At 68.9% G+C, this 15,827-nt stretch carries 16 protein-coding genes; 6 read left to right on the forward strand and 10 right to left on the reverse strand.

Going from position 1 to position 15,827, the window contains the following annotated elements:
* Positions 1-255: 255 nt before the first annotated feature.
* The 6 genes from kdpC to EHF44_RS05235 all read right to left on the reverse strand — a co-directional run bounded on the left by kdpC (position 256) and on the right by EHF44_RS05235 (position 6,586).
* Positions 256-876, reverse strand: a complete 621-nt coding sequence (gene kdpC / locus EHF44_RS05215) for a potassium-transporting ATPase subunit KdpC (RefSeq protein WP_124682771.1) — start codon at positions 874-876, stop codon at positions 256-258.
* A 15-nt stretch (positions 877-891) separates the two neighbouring features.
* The gene (kdpB, locus tag EHF44_RS05220) at positions 892-3,105 is read right to left on the reverse strand and encodes a potassium-transporting ATPase subunit KdpB (protein ID WP_124682772.1); all 2,214 of its coding nucleotides are present in this window, start codon (positions 3,103-3,105) and stop codon (positions 892-894) included.
* Positions 3,106-3,121: 16 nt separating this feature from the next.
* On the reverse strand, positions 3,122-4,954 hold the full coding sequence (gene kdpA / locus EHF44_RS05225; RefSeq protein ID WP_124682773.1) for a potassium-transporting ATPase subunit KdpA: 1,833 nt from the start codon (positions 4,952-4,954) through the stop codon (positions 3,122-3,124).
* On the reverse strand, positions 4,954-5,043 hold the full coding sequence (gene kdpF, locus EHF44_RS05230; RefSeq protein WP_124682774.1) for a K(+)-transporting ATPase subunit F: 90 nt from the start codon (positions 5,041-5,043) through the stop codon (positions 4,954-4,956). Before kdpF ends, kdpA begins: the two co-directional genes overlap by 1 nt.
* Complete coding sequence (locus tag EHF44_RS28290; protein WP_172966012.1) at positions 5,043-5,198, reverse strand: hypothetical protein; 156 nt, start codon at positions 5,196-5,198, stop codon at positions 5,043-5,045. The genes kdpF and EHF44_RS28290 overlap by 1 nt, the downstream gene beginning before the upstream one ends.
* Before the next feature lie 416 nt (positions 5,199-5,614).
* The gene (locus EHF44_RS05235; protein WP_124682775.1) at positions 5,615-6,586 is read right to left on the reverse strand and encodes a magnesium and cobalt transport protein CorA; all 972 of its coding nucleotides are present in this window, start codon (positions 6,584-6,586) and stop codon (positions 5,615-5,617) included.
* A 239-nt stretch (positions 6,587-6,825) separates the two neighbouring features.
* Between EHF44_RS05235 and minC the strand changes: the two genes are divergently transcribed.
* The 4 genes from minC to EHF44_RS05255 all read left to right on the forward strand — a co-directional run bounded on the left by minC (position 6,826) and on the right by EHF44_RS05255 (position 10,284).
* Complete coding sequence (gene minC, locus EHF44_RS05240) at positions 6,826-7,644, forward strand: septum site-determining protein MinC (RefSeq protein ID WP_124682776.1); 819 nt, start codon at positions 6,826-6,828, stop codon at positions 7,642-7,644.
* A 52-nt stretch (positions 7,645-7,696) separates the two neighbouring features.
* Positions 7,697-8,509, forward strand: a complete 813-nt coding sequence (gene minD / locus EHF44_RS05245; protein WP_124682777.1) for a septum site-determining protein MinD — start codon at positions 7,697-7,699, stop codon at positions 8,507-8,509.
* 16 nt (positions 8,510-8,525) lie between these two features.
* Positions 8,526-8,780 carry a cell division topological specificity factor MinE gene (gene minE / locus EHF44_RS05250; RefSeq protein WP_124682778.1) on the forward strand — a complete coding sequence of 85 codons (255 nt, stop codon included), beginning with the start codon at positions 8,526-8,528 and terminating at the stop codon, positions 8,778-8,780.
* A gap of 415 nt (positions 8,781-9,195) precedes the next feature.
* Positions 9,196-10,284 (forward strand): porin, encoded by a 1,089-nt coding sequence (locus EHF44_RS05255; RefSeq protein WP_124682779.1) that lies wholly within the window; start codon positions 9,196-9,198, stop codon positions 10,282-10,284.
* Positions 10,285-10,292: 8 nt separating this feature from the next.
* Here EHF44_RS05255 and EHF44_RS05260 read toward each other — a convergent pair whose 3' ends face one another.
* Positions 10,293-11,090, reverse strand: a complete 798-nt coding sequence (locus tag EHF44_RS05260) for a response regulator transcription factor (protein WP_124682780.1) — start codon at positions 11,088-11,090, stop codon at positions 10,293-10,295.
* 186 nt (positions 11,091-11,276) lie between these two features.
* Between EHF44_RS05260 and EHF44_RS05265 the strand changes: the two genes are divergently transcribed.
* Positions 11,277-12,002 (forward strand): response regulator transcription factor, encoded by a 726-nt coding sequence (locus EHF44_RS05265; protein ID WP_124682781.1) that lies wholly within the window; start codon positions 11,277-11,279, stop codon positions 12,000-12,002.
* Positions 12,003-12,060: 58 nt separating this feature from the next.
* Here EHF44_RS05265 and EHF44_RS05270 read toward each other — a convergent pair whose 3' ends face one another.
* From EHF44_RS05270 to EHF44_RS05280, 3 genes are all read right to left on the reverse strand, one after another.
* Complete coding sequence (locus tag EHF44_RS05270; protein ID WP_124682782.1) at positions 12,061-13,044, reverse strand: Bug family tripartite tricarboxylate transporter substrate binding protein; 984 nt, start codon at positions 13,042-13,044, stop codon at positions 12,061-12,063.
* Positions 13,045-13,128: 84 nt separating this feature from the next.
* Positions 13,129-13,410 carry a hypothetical protein gene (locus tag EHF44_RS05275; protein ID WP_172966013.1) on the reverse strand — a complete coding sequence of 94 codons (282 nt, stop codon included), beginning with the start codon at positions 13,408-13,410 and terminating at the stop codon, positions 13,129-13,131.
* Positions 13,411-13,548: 138 nt separating this feature from the next.
* Positions 13,549-14,763, reverse strand: coding sequence for an MFS transporter (locus tag EHF44_RS05280; protein ID WP_124682784.1), 1,215 nt, complete (start codon positions 14,761-14,763; stop codon positions 13,549-13,551).
* A 230-nt stretch (positions 14,764-14,993) separates the two neighbouring features.
* Here EHF44_RS05280 and EHF44_RS05285 point away from each other — a divergent pair, with 230 nt between their 5' ends.
* A complete protein-coding gene (locus tag EHF44_RS05285) occupies positions 14,994-15,812 on the forward strand; it encodes an AraC family transcriptional regulator (RefSeq protein ID WP_124685001.1) in 819 nt (272 codons plus the stop codon).
* Positions 15,813-15,827: the final 15 nt, after the last annotated feature.

A 15,827-nucleotide genomic window follows, 5' to 3' on the forward strand; every position in this document is an offset into this window, starting at 1 on the left:
TCCCGCTTGTTTGCTCCCCTCTCCCGCCTTGCGGGAGAGGGGTCGGGGGAGAGGGCCAGCGGCTCAACGTGCGGCGTGGTCGGCAAGCAGAACCTCGACGCCCTCACCCCCAGCCCCTCTCCCGCGTCGCGGGAGAGGGGAGCGAAAACCGGGCGATGTGTCATGCGCTCCCGCTTGTTTGCTCCCCTCTCCCGCCTTGCGGGAGAGCGGAGCGAAAACCGAGCGATGTGCCATGCGTTCCCGCGTGTTGGCTGCCTACCCCCCAACCTTCGCGCCATCGAGCGCCAGGTTCAGCTTCAGCACGTTGACCCCTGGCTCGCCGAGGATGCCCAGCGTCGGGGTTTCGGTGTTGGCGGCGATCAGCGCTTGCACCTTTGCCAGGGGCAGCCCGCGCAGGCGGGCCACGCGGCTGGCCTGGTAGCGGGCGGCGGCCGGGCTGATGTGGGGGTCCAGGCCGCTCGCCGAGGCGGTGACCAGGTCCACCGGCACCGGCGCCGTGTTGCCGGGATCGGCGGCGCGCAGGGCGTCCAGGCGGGCGCGGGCGGCGTCGGTCAGGGCGGGGTTGGTCGGGCCCAGGTTCGAGCCGACCGAGGCCGCCGCGTTGTACGGCATCGGCGCCGTGGCCGAGAGTCGGCCCCAGAAGTATTTCGGGTCCGAGAACGGCTGGCCGATCAGCGCCGAGCCGACGGTCTTGCCGTCCTGCACGATCAGCGAGCCGGCGGCCTGCTGGGGAAACACCGTGCGGGCGATGCCGGTCACCACGCCCGGATAGAGCAATCCGGTGAGCACCGACAGCCCCACGAAAATCGTCAGCGCCGGGCGCAGCATGCCGGCCTGGCGCGCCGGTTCGGTCATGGGATGGGCTTGCGTAGACATAGCAATTCTCCTTAATCAGATCCAGCCGAACATCGTCAGCAGCAGGTCGATCAGCTTGATGCCGACGAACGGCACCATGATGCCCCCCAGCCCGTAGACCAGCAGGTTGCGGCGCAGCAGCACGGCGGCGCCCAGCGGGCGGTACACCACGCCGCGCAGCGCCAGCGGAATCAGCACCACGATGATCAGCGCATTGAAGATCACCGCGGACATGATGGCCGACGCCGGCGTGGACAGGTGCATCACGTTCAGCAGGTTCAACTGCGGATACGTGGTGGCGAACGCGGCCGGGATGATCGCGAAATACTTGGCCACGTCGTTGGCCACGCTGAACGTGGTCAGCGACCCGCGCGTCATCAGCATCTGCTTGCCGATCTCGACGATCTCGATCAGCTTGGTGGGGTTGCTGTCCAGGTCGACCATGTTGCCGGCCTCGCGCGCGGCCTGGGTGCCGCTGTTCATCGCCACGGCCACGTCGGCCTGGGCCAGCGCCGGGGCGTCGTTGGTGCCGTCGCCGGTCATGGCCACCAGCCGGCCCTGGCCCTGGTATTCACGGATCAACGCCAGCTTGGCCTCGGGGGTGGCTTCGGCCAGGAAGTCGTCCACGCCGGCTTCCGCCGCGATGGACGCCGCCGTCAGCCGGTTGTCGCCCGTGATCATCACGGTGCGGATGCCCATCTTGCGCAGTTCGCCAAAGCGCTCGCGGATGCCGGTCTTGACGATGTCCTTGAGCTCCACCACGCCCAGCACGCGCACCGTGTCCTCGGTGCCCTCGGCCACCGACTCGGCCACCACCAGCGGCGTGCTGCCGGCGCGGGCCACGTCGTCAACAGCCTGCATCACGGCGTCCGGGAACTTGCCGGCGCGCTCGGTCACGTAGCGGCGCAGTGCATCGGCCGATCCCTTGCGCACGCTGCGCACCACGTGGCCCTGCGCCACGTCCACGCCGCTCATGCGCGTCTGCGCCGTGAACGGCACGAACACGGGCGCGGCCACGCCCCGGCCGCCCATCTCGGGCGACGCGGTGCCGGGACGCTGGCGGGCCAGCGCGACGATGCTGCGGCCCTCGGGCGTCTCGTCGGCCAGCGACGCCAGCCACGCGGCCTCGGCCAGCTGGCGCTCGGTCACGCCCGGCGCGGCGATGAAGCGCGACGCCTGGCGGTTGCCGTGCGTGATCGTGCCGGTCTTGTCGAGCAGCAGCACGTCGACGTCGCCGGCCGCTTCCACGGCGCGGCCCGACGTGGCGATCACGTTGGCCGCCATCATCCGGCTCATGCCGGCCACGCCGATGGCCGACAGCAGCCCGCCGATCGTGGTCGGGATCAGGCACACCAGCAGCGCCACCAGCACCGTCACCGACACCGGCACGCCCGCCTTGGTCACCAGCACCGCGTAGAGCGAGTACGGCTGCAGCGTGGCGGTGGCCAGCAGCAGCACCAGCGTCAGGCCCACCAGCAGGATCGTCAGCGCCAGCTCGTTGGGCGTCTTCTGGCGGCGCGCGCCCTCGACCATGCCGATCATGCGGTCGATGAAGCTTTCGCCGGGGTTGGTGGTGATGCGCACGACGATCCAGTCGGACAGCACGCGGGTGCCGCCCGTGACCGACGAGAAATCGCCGCCCGATTCGCGGATCACGGGCGCCGATTCGCCGGTGATGGCGCTTTCGTCGACCGAGGCGACGCCTTCGATGACCTCGCCGTCGCCGGGAATCATCTCGCCGGCCTCGACCAGCACCACGTCGCCGCGCCGCAGGTCGGTGGCCGGGCGCGGCTCGGTGGCGCCGGTGGCGCGGGCGTCGGCGCGGCCCTGGCGCACCACGCGGGCCATCGTCGTGGTCTTCAGCCCGCGCAGCGCGGCGGCCTGCTGCTTGCTGCGGCCCTCGGCCAGTGCCTCGGCAAAGTTGGCGAACAGCACCGTGAACCAGAGCCAGACCGTCACGGCCAGGATGAAGCCGGCCGATTCGCCGCCCGGCGACGGCTGCAGCCAGGCGCGCAGGAACAGGATCGTGGTCAGGATGCTGCCCGCGTAGACCACGAACATCACCGGGTTGCGCAACTGCGCGCGCGGGGTGAGCTTGCGCAGCGCGTCGAGCATGGCCGGCTTGACCAGCTCTGGCGCGAACATGCCGCGCGCCGGGCGCGGATGGTGCGGCACGCCGGCAACGGTGGTGGCGGGTTGGCGGGACGGCGCGGCGGCGGGGGTGCGGCTGGCCGGAGTGTGTTGTGACATGCGAATTCTCCGCGGATTACCGGGCAGCCGCCGAGGCGGACTGCAGTTGCTCTGCCACCGGCCCCAGGGCCAGCGCGGGCACGTAGGTCAGCGCGCCAACCAGCAGCACGGACCCCGTGAGCAGCACCACGAACAGCGGGCCGTGGGTGGGCATCGTGCCGGACGTGGCCGGCGTGCGGCGCTTGGCGGCCAGCGATCCGGCCATCGCCAGCACGGGCACGATGATCCAGAAGCGGCCGAACCACATGGCCGCGGCCAGCAGCACGTTGTAGAACGGCGTGTTGGCGGACAGCCCGGCAAAGGCGCTGCCGTTGTTGTTTGCGGCCGACGACAGCGCGTACAGGATTTCAGAGAAGCCGTGGGTGCCCGGGTTGAACACGCCCGCGCGCCCGGCCCCGGCCATCACCGCGATGGCCGTGCCCACCAGCACCAGCAGCGGCGTGACGAGGATGGCCACGGCGGTCATCTTCATCTCGTACGCCTCGATCTTCTTGCCCAGGTACTCCGGCGTGCGGCCGATCATCAGGCCGGCGATGAACACGGCCAGCACGGCGTAGACCAGCATGCCGTAGAGCCCCGATCCCACGCCGCCGAACACCACCTCGCCGAGCTGCATCAGCAGCATCGGCACCAGCCCGCCGATGGCCGTGAACGAGTCGTGCATGGCGTTGACGGCGCCGCACGACGCGGCCGTGGTGATGGTGGCGAACAGCGCGCTGGCCGAGATGCCGAAGCGCAGTTCCTTGCCTTCCATGTTGCCGCCGGCCTGCAGCGCCGACGCCGCGTGGTCGATCGGCAGCCCGGCCAGCGCGGCGTTGACCTGCGATTCGGACGCCATGGCCGCCAGCGCCATCACCACGAAGATCACGGTCATCGACGCAATCACTGCCACGCCCTGCCGGCGGTCCTTGACCATCTCGCCGAACGTGAAGCACAGCGCGGCGGGGATCAGGAAGATCGCCAGCATCTCGATCAGGTTCGCCAGCGGCGTGGGGTTCTCGAACGGATGCGCCGAGTTGGCGTTGAAGAAGCCGCCCCCGTTGGTGCCGAGCATCTTGATGGCCTCCTGCGACGCCACCGGGCCCATCGCCAGCGTCTGCGTGGCGCTGCTCGCGGCCTCGGTCACGGGCTGGCCGGCTGCGTCCAGCACCGGCTGGCCGGCCGCGTCAACCTTGGGCTGCGTGTATTCGACCGGCGTGACGAGCTGCACGTCGCGGTAGGCATCGAAGTTCTGGATCACGCCCTGGCCGACCAGCGCCACGGCCACGACCACCGACAGCGGCAGCAGCACGTAGAGCGTGGTACGCGTCAGGTCGACCCAGAAGTTGCCGATGGTCTGCGCACTGTGCCGCGCGAAGCCGCGGATCAGCGCGAACACCACGGCGATGCCGGTGGCGGCCGAGACGAAGTTCTGCACGGTCAGCGCCAGCATCTGCGTCAGGTAGCTCATCGTCGACTCACCGGCATAACCCTGCCAGTTGGTGTTGGCGACGAAGCTGACGGCCGTGTTGAACGACGAGTCCGGCGAGACCGCGCCAAACCCCTGCGGGTTCAGCGGCAGCACGCCCTGCAGCCGCTGCAGCGCGTACACGGCCACCACGCCGAGCACGTTGAAGACGATCACGGCGATGGCGTACTGCTTCCAGCCCATTTCGGCGTCGGCGCGCACGCCGGCCAGGCGGTACAGCCCGCGCTCCAGCGGACGGCCCCAGGCCGTGAGCCGGTAGGTGCCCTCCTCGATCGCGCGGCGCATGTAGCGCCCCAGGAAGGGGCCGGCGACGAACAGGATCGCCAGGAACAGGGCCAGCAGACCCAGAAACTGGGCCCAGGGAATGGCAGGCGTCGACATCAGAATTTCTCCGGCCGGAACAGGGCTACGAGCAGGTAGACAAAAAGCGCGACGGCCAGGCCGCCGCTGAGCAGGTCGGTCCAGTCCATCAGAGCCCCCTGTCGGCGGCCGACTGCTTGGAAGACGCACCGTCGGCGCCACCGCGCCCCGCCGGCAGGTTGGCGCCCAGCGCGGCGCACAGGGCCAGCAGCGCACCCGTCAGCGCGCCAAAGGCCAGCAATACGAGGAAATAGATCCCGTCCATGATGTGTTTGCAGGCCGGGCGCCTGCAGAGTGATTCACGGATTGGAGGTTAGGGACCGGGGGGTAAAAACGGGGTAGAGAGGGAGGGAGGGGGTATAAAGGAGATATAAAAATGCGGGGTGGGCTGGTGGGCTGGTGGGCTGGTGGGCTGGTGGGCTGGTGGGCTGGGGGGCTGGGGGGCTGGGGGCTGGTAGCTGGTAGCTGGTAGCTGGTAGCTGGGGGCTGGTGGTTGGGGGCTGGTGAGCATCCGCCTGCCGCCGGTTTGCTCCCCTCTCCCGCCTGCGGGAGAGGGGTTGGGGGTGAGGGCCGGCGGCTCAAGATGCGACAGTGGCAGTTTGGACCGCTGGCCCTCACCCCCGGCCCCTCTCCCGCGCGCGGGAGAGGGGAGCAAACCGTCAGCACCGAATCAAGCCCGCCCTACAACCACCCCGCCCGCCTCAGCTTGCTCCACAGCAGCCCGCAGGCCGTGGCGGTGACGCCGATGACCACCGGGTAGGCGTAGTGCCACTTTAGCTCGGGCATGAAGTCGAAGTTCATCCCGTACAACGAAAACACGACGGTGGGAATGGCCAGGATGGCGCCCCAGCCGGCCAGGCGCTTGACCACCTCGTTCTGCCCCACGGTCACCAGCGCCAGGTTGACCTGCACGGCCGTGGTCAGCATCTCGCGCACCACGTCCAGCGAGCGGACGATGCGGCTGCAGTGGTCCTCGATGTCGCGGAAGTAGGCGCGCAGTTCCTTGGGTACAAGGTCCTCGTGCAGGCGGATCAGCTGGCCGCACATGTCCTCCACCGGATAGACGGCGTTGCGCAGGCGCAGGACCTGGTGCTTGACGTGGTAGAGCCGCTGGATGGCCTCGCGGTCGAATTCGTCGCGGAAGATGCCCTGCTCCAGCTGCTCGAAGGCGTCTTCCAGCCGGGTGACGATGGGCAGGTAGTGGTCCACCACGAAGTCCATCAGCGCGTAGAGCACGTAGCCGGGGCCGTTGGCCAGGCCCTGCGGGTCCTGCTCGCAGCGCTCGCGCACCGGCGCGTAGGTGGAGCTGGCCCCGTGCCGCACCGACACCACGTAGTTCGGGCCGACGAACAGGTGGGTCTCGCCGACCACCACTTCCTCGCCCACGAGCTGGGCGGTGTTCAGCACCACGAAGACCGAATCGCCGTAGGTTTCGAGCTTGGGCCGCTGGTGGGCGTCCAGCGCGTCCTCGACGGCCAGGTCGTGCAGCCCGAACGACTGCTGCACGCGGCGCAGCAGCGCCAGGTCCGGCTCGTGCAGGCCCAGCCAGACAAAGGTGCCGGGCTCGGCCAGCACCGGGCCGATGTCCGCGAAATCGACCTTGCCCAGCTTCTTGCCCTGGCGATAGGCCGCGCAGTTGACGATGGCGCCCATGGGTGCTCCGCTTCAAAAGATGCGCCATGCTAGCAAGCGCGCGCCGGGTGCGCGATAGGCGTTGCGCTGACAGCCCGATGCGCCCGGCGCGGCCGCCGGCGGACCGGTGCGCGGCCCGCGCGGCGCACCTGGCGCGGGCATATGGTCCGCATCGTCCACCCCCGGCCGGCGAACCAACATTTGTTACAGTTCCCCCGAAATCCGACGTTAGAATGTCCCATTTCCACGGTCACCCGGCTATGTCCCTGAAGAAATCGCCACGTTTCGAGCTGCGCAGTGGCAATGTCGACGCCCTCCTTCTCGCACTGCAGACCGCGGACATGGACGCGCTGCGGGACGATCTTCTCTCCCGCTTCGAATCGACCCCCGACTTCTTCTCCGACGATGTGGTGGCGCTGGACCTGCGCCGGCTGGACGGCGACGGCGCGCTGGCGCTGGACCGCGTGATCGACACGCTGGCCACGCTGAACGCCCGCGCCATCGGCGTGGTGGCCCGCGCCGACCAGCGCGCCTGGGCCGGCGGCTTCGGCCTGCCGCTGCTGGACAGCCAGAGCCGGCGCGGCGGCCGCGAGGAACCAGCGGCCCAGCCAGACGCCGCCGCTGCCAGCGAGGCCCCGGCCGATGGCGCCCCGGCCAGCGGCAGCACGCCGGTCAATGGCGCGGCGTCCGAGATCGCCGAGATCATGGCCGCCGCCAACGCCGCGGCCGCCACGCCGCGCGCCATTCCCACCCTGCTGATCGACAAGCCGCTGCGCTCGGGCCAGCAGGTCTACGCGCAGGGCGACGTGGTGATCCTGGACCTGGTGAGCTACGGCGCCGAGGTCATCGCCGAGGGCAACATCCATATCTATGCCCCGCTGCGCGGCCGCGCGCTGGCCGGGGTCAAGGGCAACCCGGACGCGCGCATCTTCTGCACGTGCCTGGAGCCCGAGCTGATTTCCATCGCCGGCATCTACCGGACCGCGGAGCAGACGCTCCCGCCCGACGTGCTCGGCAAGTCGGCCCAGGTGCGCCTGGCCGACGAGAAGCTGATTCTCGAACCGCTGCGGATGAAATGACCGCCGCGCCTGTCAGAACGAACCAGATCCACACATACCGGACCCAAGAGCCATGGCAAAAATCATCGTAGTGACCTCCGGCAAGGGGGGCGTTGGCAAGACCACCACCAGCGCGAGCTTCGCGGCCGGCCTGGCCCTGCGCGGCCACAAGACGGCCGTGATCGACTTCGACGTCGGCCTGCGCAACCTCGACCTGATCATGGGCTGCGAGCGCCGCGTGGTGTACGACCTGATCAACGTGGTGCAGGGCGAAGCCAACCTGAACCAGGCGCTGATCAAGGACAAGAAGTGCGAGAACCTGTTCATCCTGCCGGCCTCGCAGACGCGCGACAAGGAAGCGCTGACCCGCGACGGCGTGGAAAAGGTCATCAACGACCTGAAGGCCATGGATTTCGAGTACATCGTCTGCGATTCGCCGGCCGGCATCGAGACCGGCGCGCTGATGGCCATGTACTTTGCCGACGAGGCGCTGATCGTGACCAACCCCGAAGTGTCGTCGGTGCGCGACTCCGACCGCATCCTGGGCATCCTGGCGTCGAAGACCAAGCGCGCCAGCGAGGGCGATCCGATCAAGGAACATCTGCTCATCACGCGCTATAACCCCAAGCGGGTGCACGGCGGCGAGATGCTGTCGCTGACCGACATCCAGGAAATCCTGCGCATCAAGCTGATTGGCGTGGTGCCGGAATCGGAAGCCGTGCTGCATGCGTCGAACCAGGGCACGCCGGCCATCCACCTCGACGGCACCGACGTGGCCGACGCCTACGGCGACGTGGTGGACCGCTTCCTGGGCAAGGACAAGCCGCTGCGCTTCACGGACTACCAGAAGCCGGGACTGTTCTCGCGCATCTTCGGCAACAAGTAACGGAGGGCTCATCCACATGTCGATCCTGTCCTTCCTGCTGGGGGAGAAGAAGAAGTCCGCGTCGGTCGCCAAGGAGCGGCTGCAGATCATTCTCGCCCACGAGCGGTCCGGCCATTCGGCGCCGGCCGACTACCTGCCGGCCCTGCAGCGCGAGCTGGTGGCCGTCATTTCGAAATACGTGAAGATCAGCGACCAGGATCTGCGCGTGAACCTGGAGCGCCAGGACAACCTGGAAGTGCTCGAGGTAAAGATCGAGATTCCCCAGGCCTGAGCCTGCGCTGCCGTGCCCCGGTCATCGCGCGCCGATGACCGCCCCCTGATCCCGTTCGAGGGATAACCCTGCCCCACGTTCGTTGGGGTTTTTGCACCGCAGCAACCGCCCCGCGTGGCGGTTGCCACGCGTGCCGGCGTACGCCGCCATCCCCGCCCTTTTCTGGCCTGTTCCCGCCGATGCACCGCCGTGGCGCGTGCTGCCTTGCACCATTTCGTCAGCCCTCAGGCATTGTGTAGCGGCAAACCAACGAATTTGCACCAAATGTCTTCTCGAAGCCTGCCTCGGCTTCGGATTTATGTCGGAACTATCCGCGTTTTGTTAAATTTTCGCGGCGTTTAGTGCAAACGTTATCCACAAAGCTGGACGCGCCGTGATCCGGGGCGATCCAACCACAAGACAGAAAAGGAGCACCATGAAGAAATCGCTACTGACCCTCGCCATTGGCTCGCTGTGCTGCGGCAGCGCCTTCGCCCAGACGTCGGTCACGCTGTACGGGATTGCCGACGTCAGCGTCCGCTGGACCAACCACGCCAACGCCGCCGGCAACAGCCAGGTTCAGATGACGGACGGCGCCGTGACGCAAAGCCGTTGGGGCCTGAAGGGTTCGGAGGCCCTGGGCAACAACCTGAAGGCCATCTTCCAGCTGGAAGGCGGCTACAGCCTGGACAACGGCACGATGAATTCGTCGGGCCAGATCTTCAACCGTCAGGCATACGTCGGCCTGGCCGGTGACTTCGGCGCCATCAAGCTGGGCCGCCAGTACACCGAGGGCTTCAACCTGTTCGGCGACTTCGACCCGCTGACCATCGGCAACTACACCGCCAACGCCTGGCCGTTCTTCCTGACGCAGTTCCGTCAGAACAACGTCGTCAGCTACTCGGGTTCGTTCGCGGGCCTGAACGTCGGCGCCAGCTACGGCTTCGGCGAGCAGCCGGGCAGCCAGACGAAGAACCAGTACTGGGGCACCCGTGCCGCGTACGACATCGGACCGTTCGGCATCGGCGCCGTGTACCAGGAAATCAAGGACATCAACAGCAACAAGCAGCAGATGTGGGGCGTGGCCGGCAAGTACGGCATCGGCCCGGCCAAGCTGTTCCTGGGCTATGTTGGTGGCCGCGACAGCACCGGCGTGATCGACAACAGCTTCCTGAACCAGGCTGCCATCGTGTCGACCCCGGCTGCCCGCACGGCCATCGCCGCCGGCGCTGCCAGCAACCCGCGCAAGGACACGCTGGGCTACGTGGGCGTGACGTACAACGTCACCCCGGCCCTGGCCGTGACCGGCGTGTTCTATGCCGATCGCGTCGAGAACAAGAACGGCGTCAGCGGCAACGACGGCAACCGCTACACCGGCGTGCTGCTGGCCGAGTACTCGCTGTCCAAGCGCACCCAGGTCTACGGCACGGTCGACTACAACAAGCTGACCAAGGGCGTGGCGACCGAACTGCCGGGCAACGGCACCCAGATGGGCGTGGCCGCAGGTATCCGCCACATCTTCTGATCGCCGCTTCATCGGCTGTTTGGGGAAAGGCACCTTCGGGTGCCTTTTTTTCTTGGCGCGGGCGCCGGCGCGGCCGGAATGCCGGCGGCGGGCCGCTGGTCCTCCAGCAGTTCCAGCCGGTAGCCGTGGGTGTAGACCGGCACCACGCGCACGCCGTTCTCGTCCCACAGGCCAAGCTTGTTGCGCACGCGCGAGATGTGGGTGTCGATGGTGCGCGACATCGGCGAGAACTCGCGGCCCCAGACCGCCGTCACCATGTGCTCGCGCGGCACCACCCGGTTGGCGTTGCGGAACATCAGCAGCGCGAGGTCGAATTCCTTGGGCGTCAGCGGCACCGTCACGCCGTTGCGGGCGGTCTGGCGCGTGACGAGGTCGAACGTGTAGCGGCCCCAGCCCAGCCGGTCGTCGTCGCGCTGGCGCGTGTCCGGGTAGACCCGCCGCAGCAGCGCGTGGATGCGCGCGGACAGCTCCACGGCGCGGATCGGCTTGGCCATGTAGTCGTCCGCGCCGGCCGCCAGCGCCGCCGCGATCTCGGCCTCGCCGTTGCGCCGGGCCACGAACATCACGGGCAGGCGCGGGTCAAGGTGGGCGCGCGCCCAGTTGTGGACCTCCAGCCCGCTCACGTGCGGCGCGTCCCATTCCAGCAGCAGCAGGTCGAAGGCCACCTTGCGCAAGGTCAGCAGCATCCGCCGGCCATCGGCAAAGGTCACGCATTCGTGCCCGGCGCCGGTGACAACGGCGCGGATCATGGCCGCCTGCGCGGCGTCGCTCTCCAGCGAGGCGACCCTGAGTCCTGTTCTTGTCATGCATCGTCGCGCCGTGCCGGGCGCGCAGGTAATGTGTCCAGCGCTCATTAGATGCCGAGACGCGCACAAACCCTATAAGACGATGCTCAAAATTAGATCCGCCACAAATGTTTACTTCGTCCGCAACGGGGCGCGGCCTACCATGGGCCGCACCCGAAGACTGAGCAAGGAACGGAAGGAACGACCGTGAAGATCGCCGCGCTTGAAGACAATCCGGCCCGCATCCTGGTGCTGCAGCGCGCCCTGGAGCGGGGCGGGCACTACCTGACGCGCTTTCGCGGCGCGCCGCCGCTGGTGTCCGCCATCCGCCGCCAACCGTTCGACATGCTGCTGCTGGACCGCGACGTGGCCGACGTCGATGCCGAGGCGTTGCTGGACTGGGTCCGACGCACGCTCGGACATGGCCTGCCGGTGATGATGCTGGGCGCCAGCGACGCCGAGGCCGACATCGCGCGCTGCCTGATGGCCGGCGCCGACGCCTACGTGCCGCAGCCGGTGCGCGACGGCGAGCTGCTGGCCCGCATCGAGGCGCTGGCCCGTCGCGCGGCCGCCGCGCCGATGCGGCCCGTGCCGGCGCCGGCCGCCGCCGCGCTGGACAACGTGCCGGACCAGATCATCTGCGGCGAATACCGCTTCTCGGTGCCCGAGCGGCAGGTGTGGGTCAAGGGCGCGCCGGTGACGCTGTCGCCCAAGGAGTATGCATTGGCGCTTTTACTATTCCGCAACATCGGCACGCTGATCTCGCGCCGCACGATGATCGACAAGGTCTGGCACGGCGCGCCGATGCGCGAGCAGGCGCGCACCATCGACAGCCACCTGTCGCGCGTGCGCACCAAGCTGTCGCTCTGGCCGTTCAACGGGGTGATGCTGCGCACGGTCTACCGGCTTGGCAGCCGGCTGGACGTGGCCTGAGCCACGCCGGCCGTGCGGGCGGGCGGCCGTGCGGGCGGGCGGTCAGTCGGTCAGGGGGTCAGTCGGCCTTGATGCCGGCTTCCTTGACGATACGGGCGTTTTCCTGCGATTCGGCGCGGATGGCCGCGGCGAACTGCCTGGCCGAGCCGCCGGTGGGCACTTCGCCGCCGCGCATCAGGCGGTCGCGCACCTCGGGCTCGGCCAGCGCCTTGTTCAGCTCGGCGTTGAGCCGGTCGACGATGGCGGCCGGCGTCTTGCCGGGCGCGAAGACGCCGAACGTCGACGTCAGGTTGGCCTTCGGGTAGCCGAGTTCGTCGAACGTCGGCACGTTGGGCAGGCTGTCCAGCCGCTTGGGCGCGCCCACGGCGATGGCGCGCAGCCGGCCGGCCTGCATGTGCTGGGTCAGCATCGGGCTGGCGTTGGTGCTCATGGCCTCGAACTGGCCGCCCAGCGCGTCGTTGAGCTGCTGGCCGGCGCCCTTGTACGGAATCAGCGTGATGTCGGCCTGCGACTTGGCGCGAATCTGCTCCAGCATCACGTGGCCGACCGTGCCCAGGCCCGACGTGGCCCAGCGCACCGAGCCCGGCTTGGCCTTCGACTGGGCGATCAGGTCCTGGAACGTCTTGCCCGTGAAGCTGGGCGTGGCCACCACCAGCACCGGCGAATACATGACGCTCATCACGGGCGCCACATCGCGCTGGGGGTCGTAGTTGACGTGGCCGACGTGGGGGTTGAGCGTGAGCGGGCTGGTCGACGCGAAGCCGAGCGTGTAGCCGTCCGGCGCGGCCTTGGCCACGGCGTCGATGCCGATGCTGCCGCCGGCGCCGGCCTTGTTCTCCACCACGACCGAGGTGCCCATCTGGGCCGACAGCTTCTCGCCCAGCGCACGCGCCACGGCATCGCTGATGCCGCCCGTGGGATAGGCCACGATCATGCGGATCGGCCGGCTCGGGTAGTTGTCGGCGGCGAACGCGGGGGCGGTGGAAATCAGTGCGACGGCCACGCAGGCGGCGCGCAGCGGCAGGAGGCGGAAATCGGCCATGGTCGGGCTTCGGATGGGGATGAACGGGGGAGAGACGCGCGCTATCTTAGCCGATCGGCCTCTGCGGCCGGCCGCCGCGCGCGGCTATCGCACCAGCGGATGCTCGGGCACCCAGGAGACGAACAGCTCGTTGGCGCGGTCGTAGAGCCGCCACGCGGTGCCGCACTCGCGGCAGGTGAACGCCATCATGCTGAACGGCACGCCGGCCGCGCTCTGGCTGACCAGCGGCGCGGTGTTGCGCAGCGCCAGGCACGCATGCGGCTCGCGCCGGCGCGGATCGTCGGCCAGGGTCAGGCAGTGGGCGCAGGCGCGACGGGCGGGCACGGCGGGTGTGGCGGCGGAGGGCGGGGGCACGGCGGACTTCATGACCGAGATGATGCCGCAAAACCGATGCCAGGGTACGCGCCGTGGCCGCCGCTGTGGTTTCCGCGCTGGTTTCCGCGCTGGTTTCTCCCCTCCCCCCGCGATGCGGACGGAGGGAAGCCAGCCATCGGCCCTGCCCCGTCAGGCCGCCTTGGCCCGCTCCCGCAGGTCTGGCAGGAATACCGCCAGCAGGCCAAGCAGCGGCAGGAAGGCGCAGAACTGGTAGACGGCCTCGATACCGTGCACGTCGGCCAGCTTGCCCAGCACCGCGGCACCGATGCCGCCCATGCCGAACGCAAAGCCGAAGAATAGGCCGGAGACCATGCCCACCTTGCCCGGGATCAGCTCCTGCGCGAAGACCAGGATGGCCGAGAACGCCGACGCCAGGATGAAGCCGATGATCACGGTCAGCACGGCCGTCCAGAACAGGTTGGCGTGCGGCAGCATCAGCGTGAACGGCGCCACGCCCAGGATCGACGCCCAGATCACGCGCTTGCGGCCGATGCGGTCGCCAATCGGGCCGCCCAGGATGGTGCCGGCCGCCACCGCGAACAGGAACAGGAACAGGTAGACCTGCGAGGTCTGACGCTGGAGCCCGAATTTCTCCATCAGGTAGAACGTGTAGTACGTGTTCAGGCTGGCCATGTAGAAGTACTTGGAGAAGATCAGCAGCAGCAGCACCGTGATGGCGCGCACCACCGTGGACGTGGGCAGGCGGCTCGCCGCCACGCCGGCCGTCTTCTTCCTGGCGGCGCGCTCGGCCAGGTGCCGGCCGTACCAGCCGCCAATCTGCCACAGCACGGCGATGGCCAGCAGCGCGGCCAGCGAGAACCACGCCACGCTGCCCTGCGTATGGACGATCCACGCTGCCAGCAGCGGCCCCATGGCGCTGCCGCCGTTGCCGCCCACCTGGAAGATCGACTGCGCCAGCCCGTGCTGGCCGCCGGACGCCAGCCGCGCCACGCGCGACGATTCCGGATGAAAGATGGACGATCCCGTCCCGACCAGCGCGGCGGCCACCAGCAGCACGCCATAGGTGGGCGCCACCGACAGCAGCAGCAGCCCGGCCAACGTGAAGCCCATGCCGATGGCCAGCGAATGGGGTTTCGGATGCTTGTCCGTGTACAGGCCGACGATGGGCTGCAGCAGCGAGGCGGTGATCTGGTACGTCAGCGTCAGCAGGCCGATCTGGGTGAAGCTGAGGTTGAAGCCGCCCTTGAGCATCGGATAGATGGCCAGGATCAGCGACTGGATCATGTCATTGAGGAAGTGCGCGAAGCTGATCGCGTACAGCACGCGGAAGCGCGTGCCTTCCTCGCGTTGCGCCGGGGTGGCGGATTGGACGGTTGTGCTCATGGTCGGGGGGCGCATTGGCCGAGGGCTCTTCGGAATTCCGTCCCGGCGGGCTCGTACGGCCTTCTGGACGTTCGGTGATGCTAATTGGCAAATCGGCGCCTGTCCTGCGAGAATGAGGCCGCAACCTTGGAGAAAAGGACATGCCCGGTGCCCAGCGCCCTCCTCCCGGCCGCGCGGCCGGCCGCCCGACGGTACCGTGGGTGGATCACGACACGCCCGGCAGCAAACCCCTGCCCGCCGACGCCCCGACCGACCCGGCCATGGCGGGCCGCGCCGACACCTATGCCGACCATCCCGCCTACCTGCGCTACGACCGCAGCCCGATGCCGGTCACGGCCATGGCGGCCGACTACGTGCCCGGCCACGTCACCAAGCCGCACCAGCATCCCCACGCCCAGCTGATCCATGCGATGCATGGCGTGATGGTCGTTTCCACGGCCGAAGGCCAGTGGACCGTGCCGCCCACGCGCGGCATGTGGATGCCCGGCGGCACCGTGCACTGGATCCGCATGGTCGGCCGCGTGCAGATGCGCACGGCCTATATCCGGCCCGATGCGGCGCCGGACCTGCCCACCGGCTGCACCGTGCTTGGCATCTCGCCGTTGCTGCGCGAGCTGATCCTGGCCGCCATCGACATCCCGCCGCACTACGACGCCGACTCGCGCGACGGCCGGCTGATGCGGCTGCTGCTGGATGAGGTGAAGCTGGTGCCCACGCTGCCGCTGCACCTGCCCCGCCCGGCCGACGCCGCCCTGCGCAGCATCTGCGACCAGATCGTCGACACCCCGGACAGCGCGCTGACGCTGGCCGACTGGGGCGCGCGGCTGGGCGTGGACCCGAAGACGATCCAGCGGCGCTTTGCCAGGGAAACGGGGATGACCTTCGGCCAGTGGCGCCAGCAGGCGCGGCTGCTGGCCGCGCTGGAACGGCTGGCGGCCGGCGACAAGGTGCTGGATGTGGCGCTGGAGATGGGCTACGACAGCCCCAGCGCGTTTGCGACGATGTTCCGGCGGCAGTTTGGCGTGCCGCCGAGCGCGTTCTTCCGCTAGGCCGGCCGGGTCGGC

It is taken from the genome of Cupriavidus pauculus (assembly GCF_003854935.1).
GTDB lineage: Bacteria > Pseudomonadota > Gammaproteobacteria > Burkholderiales > Burkholderiaceae > Cupriavidus > Cupriavidus pauculus_C.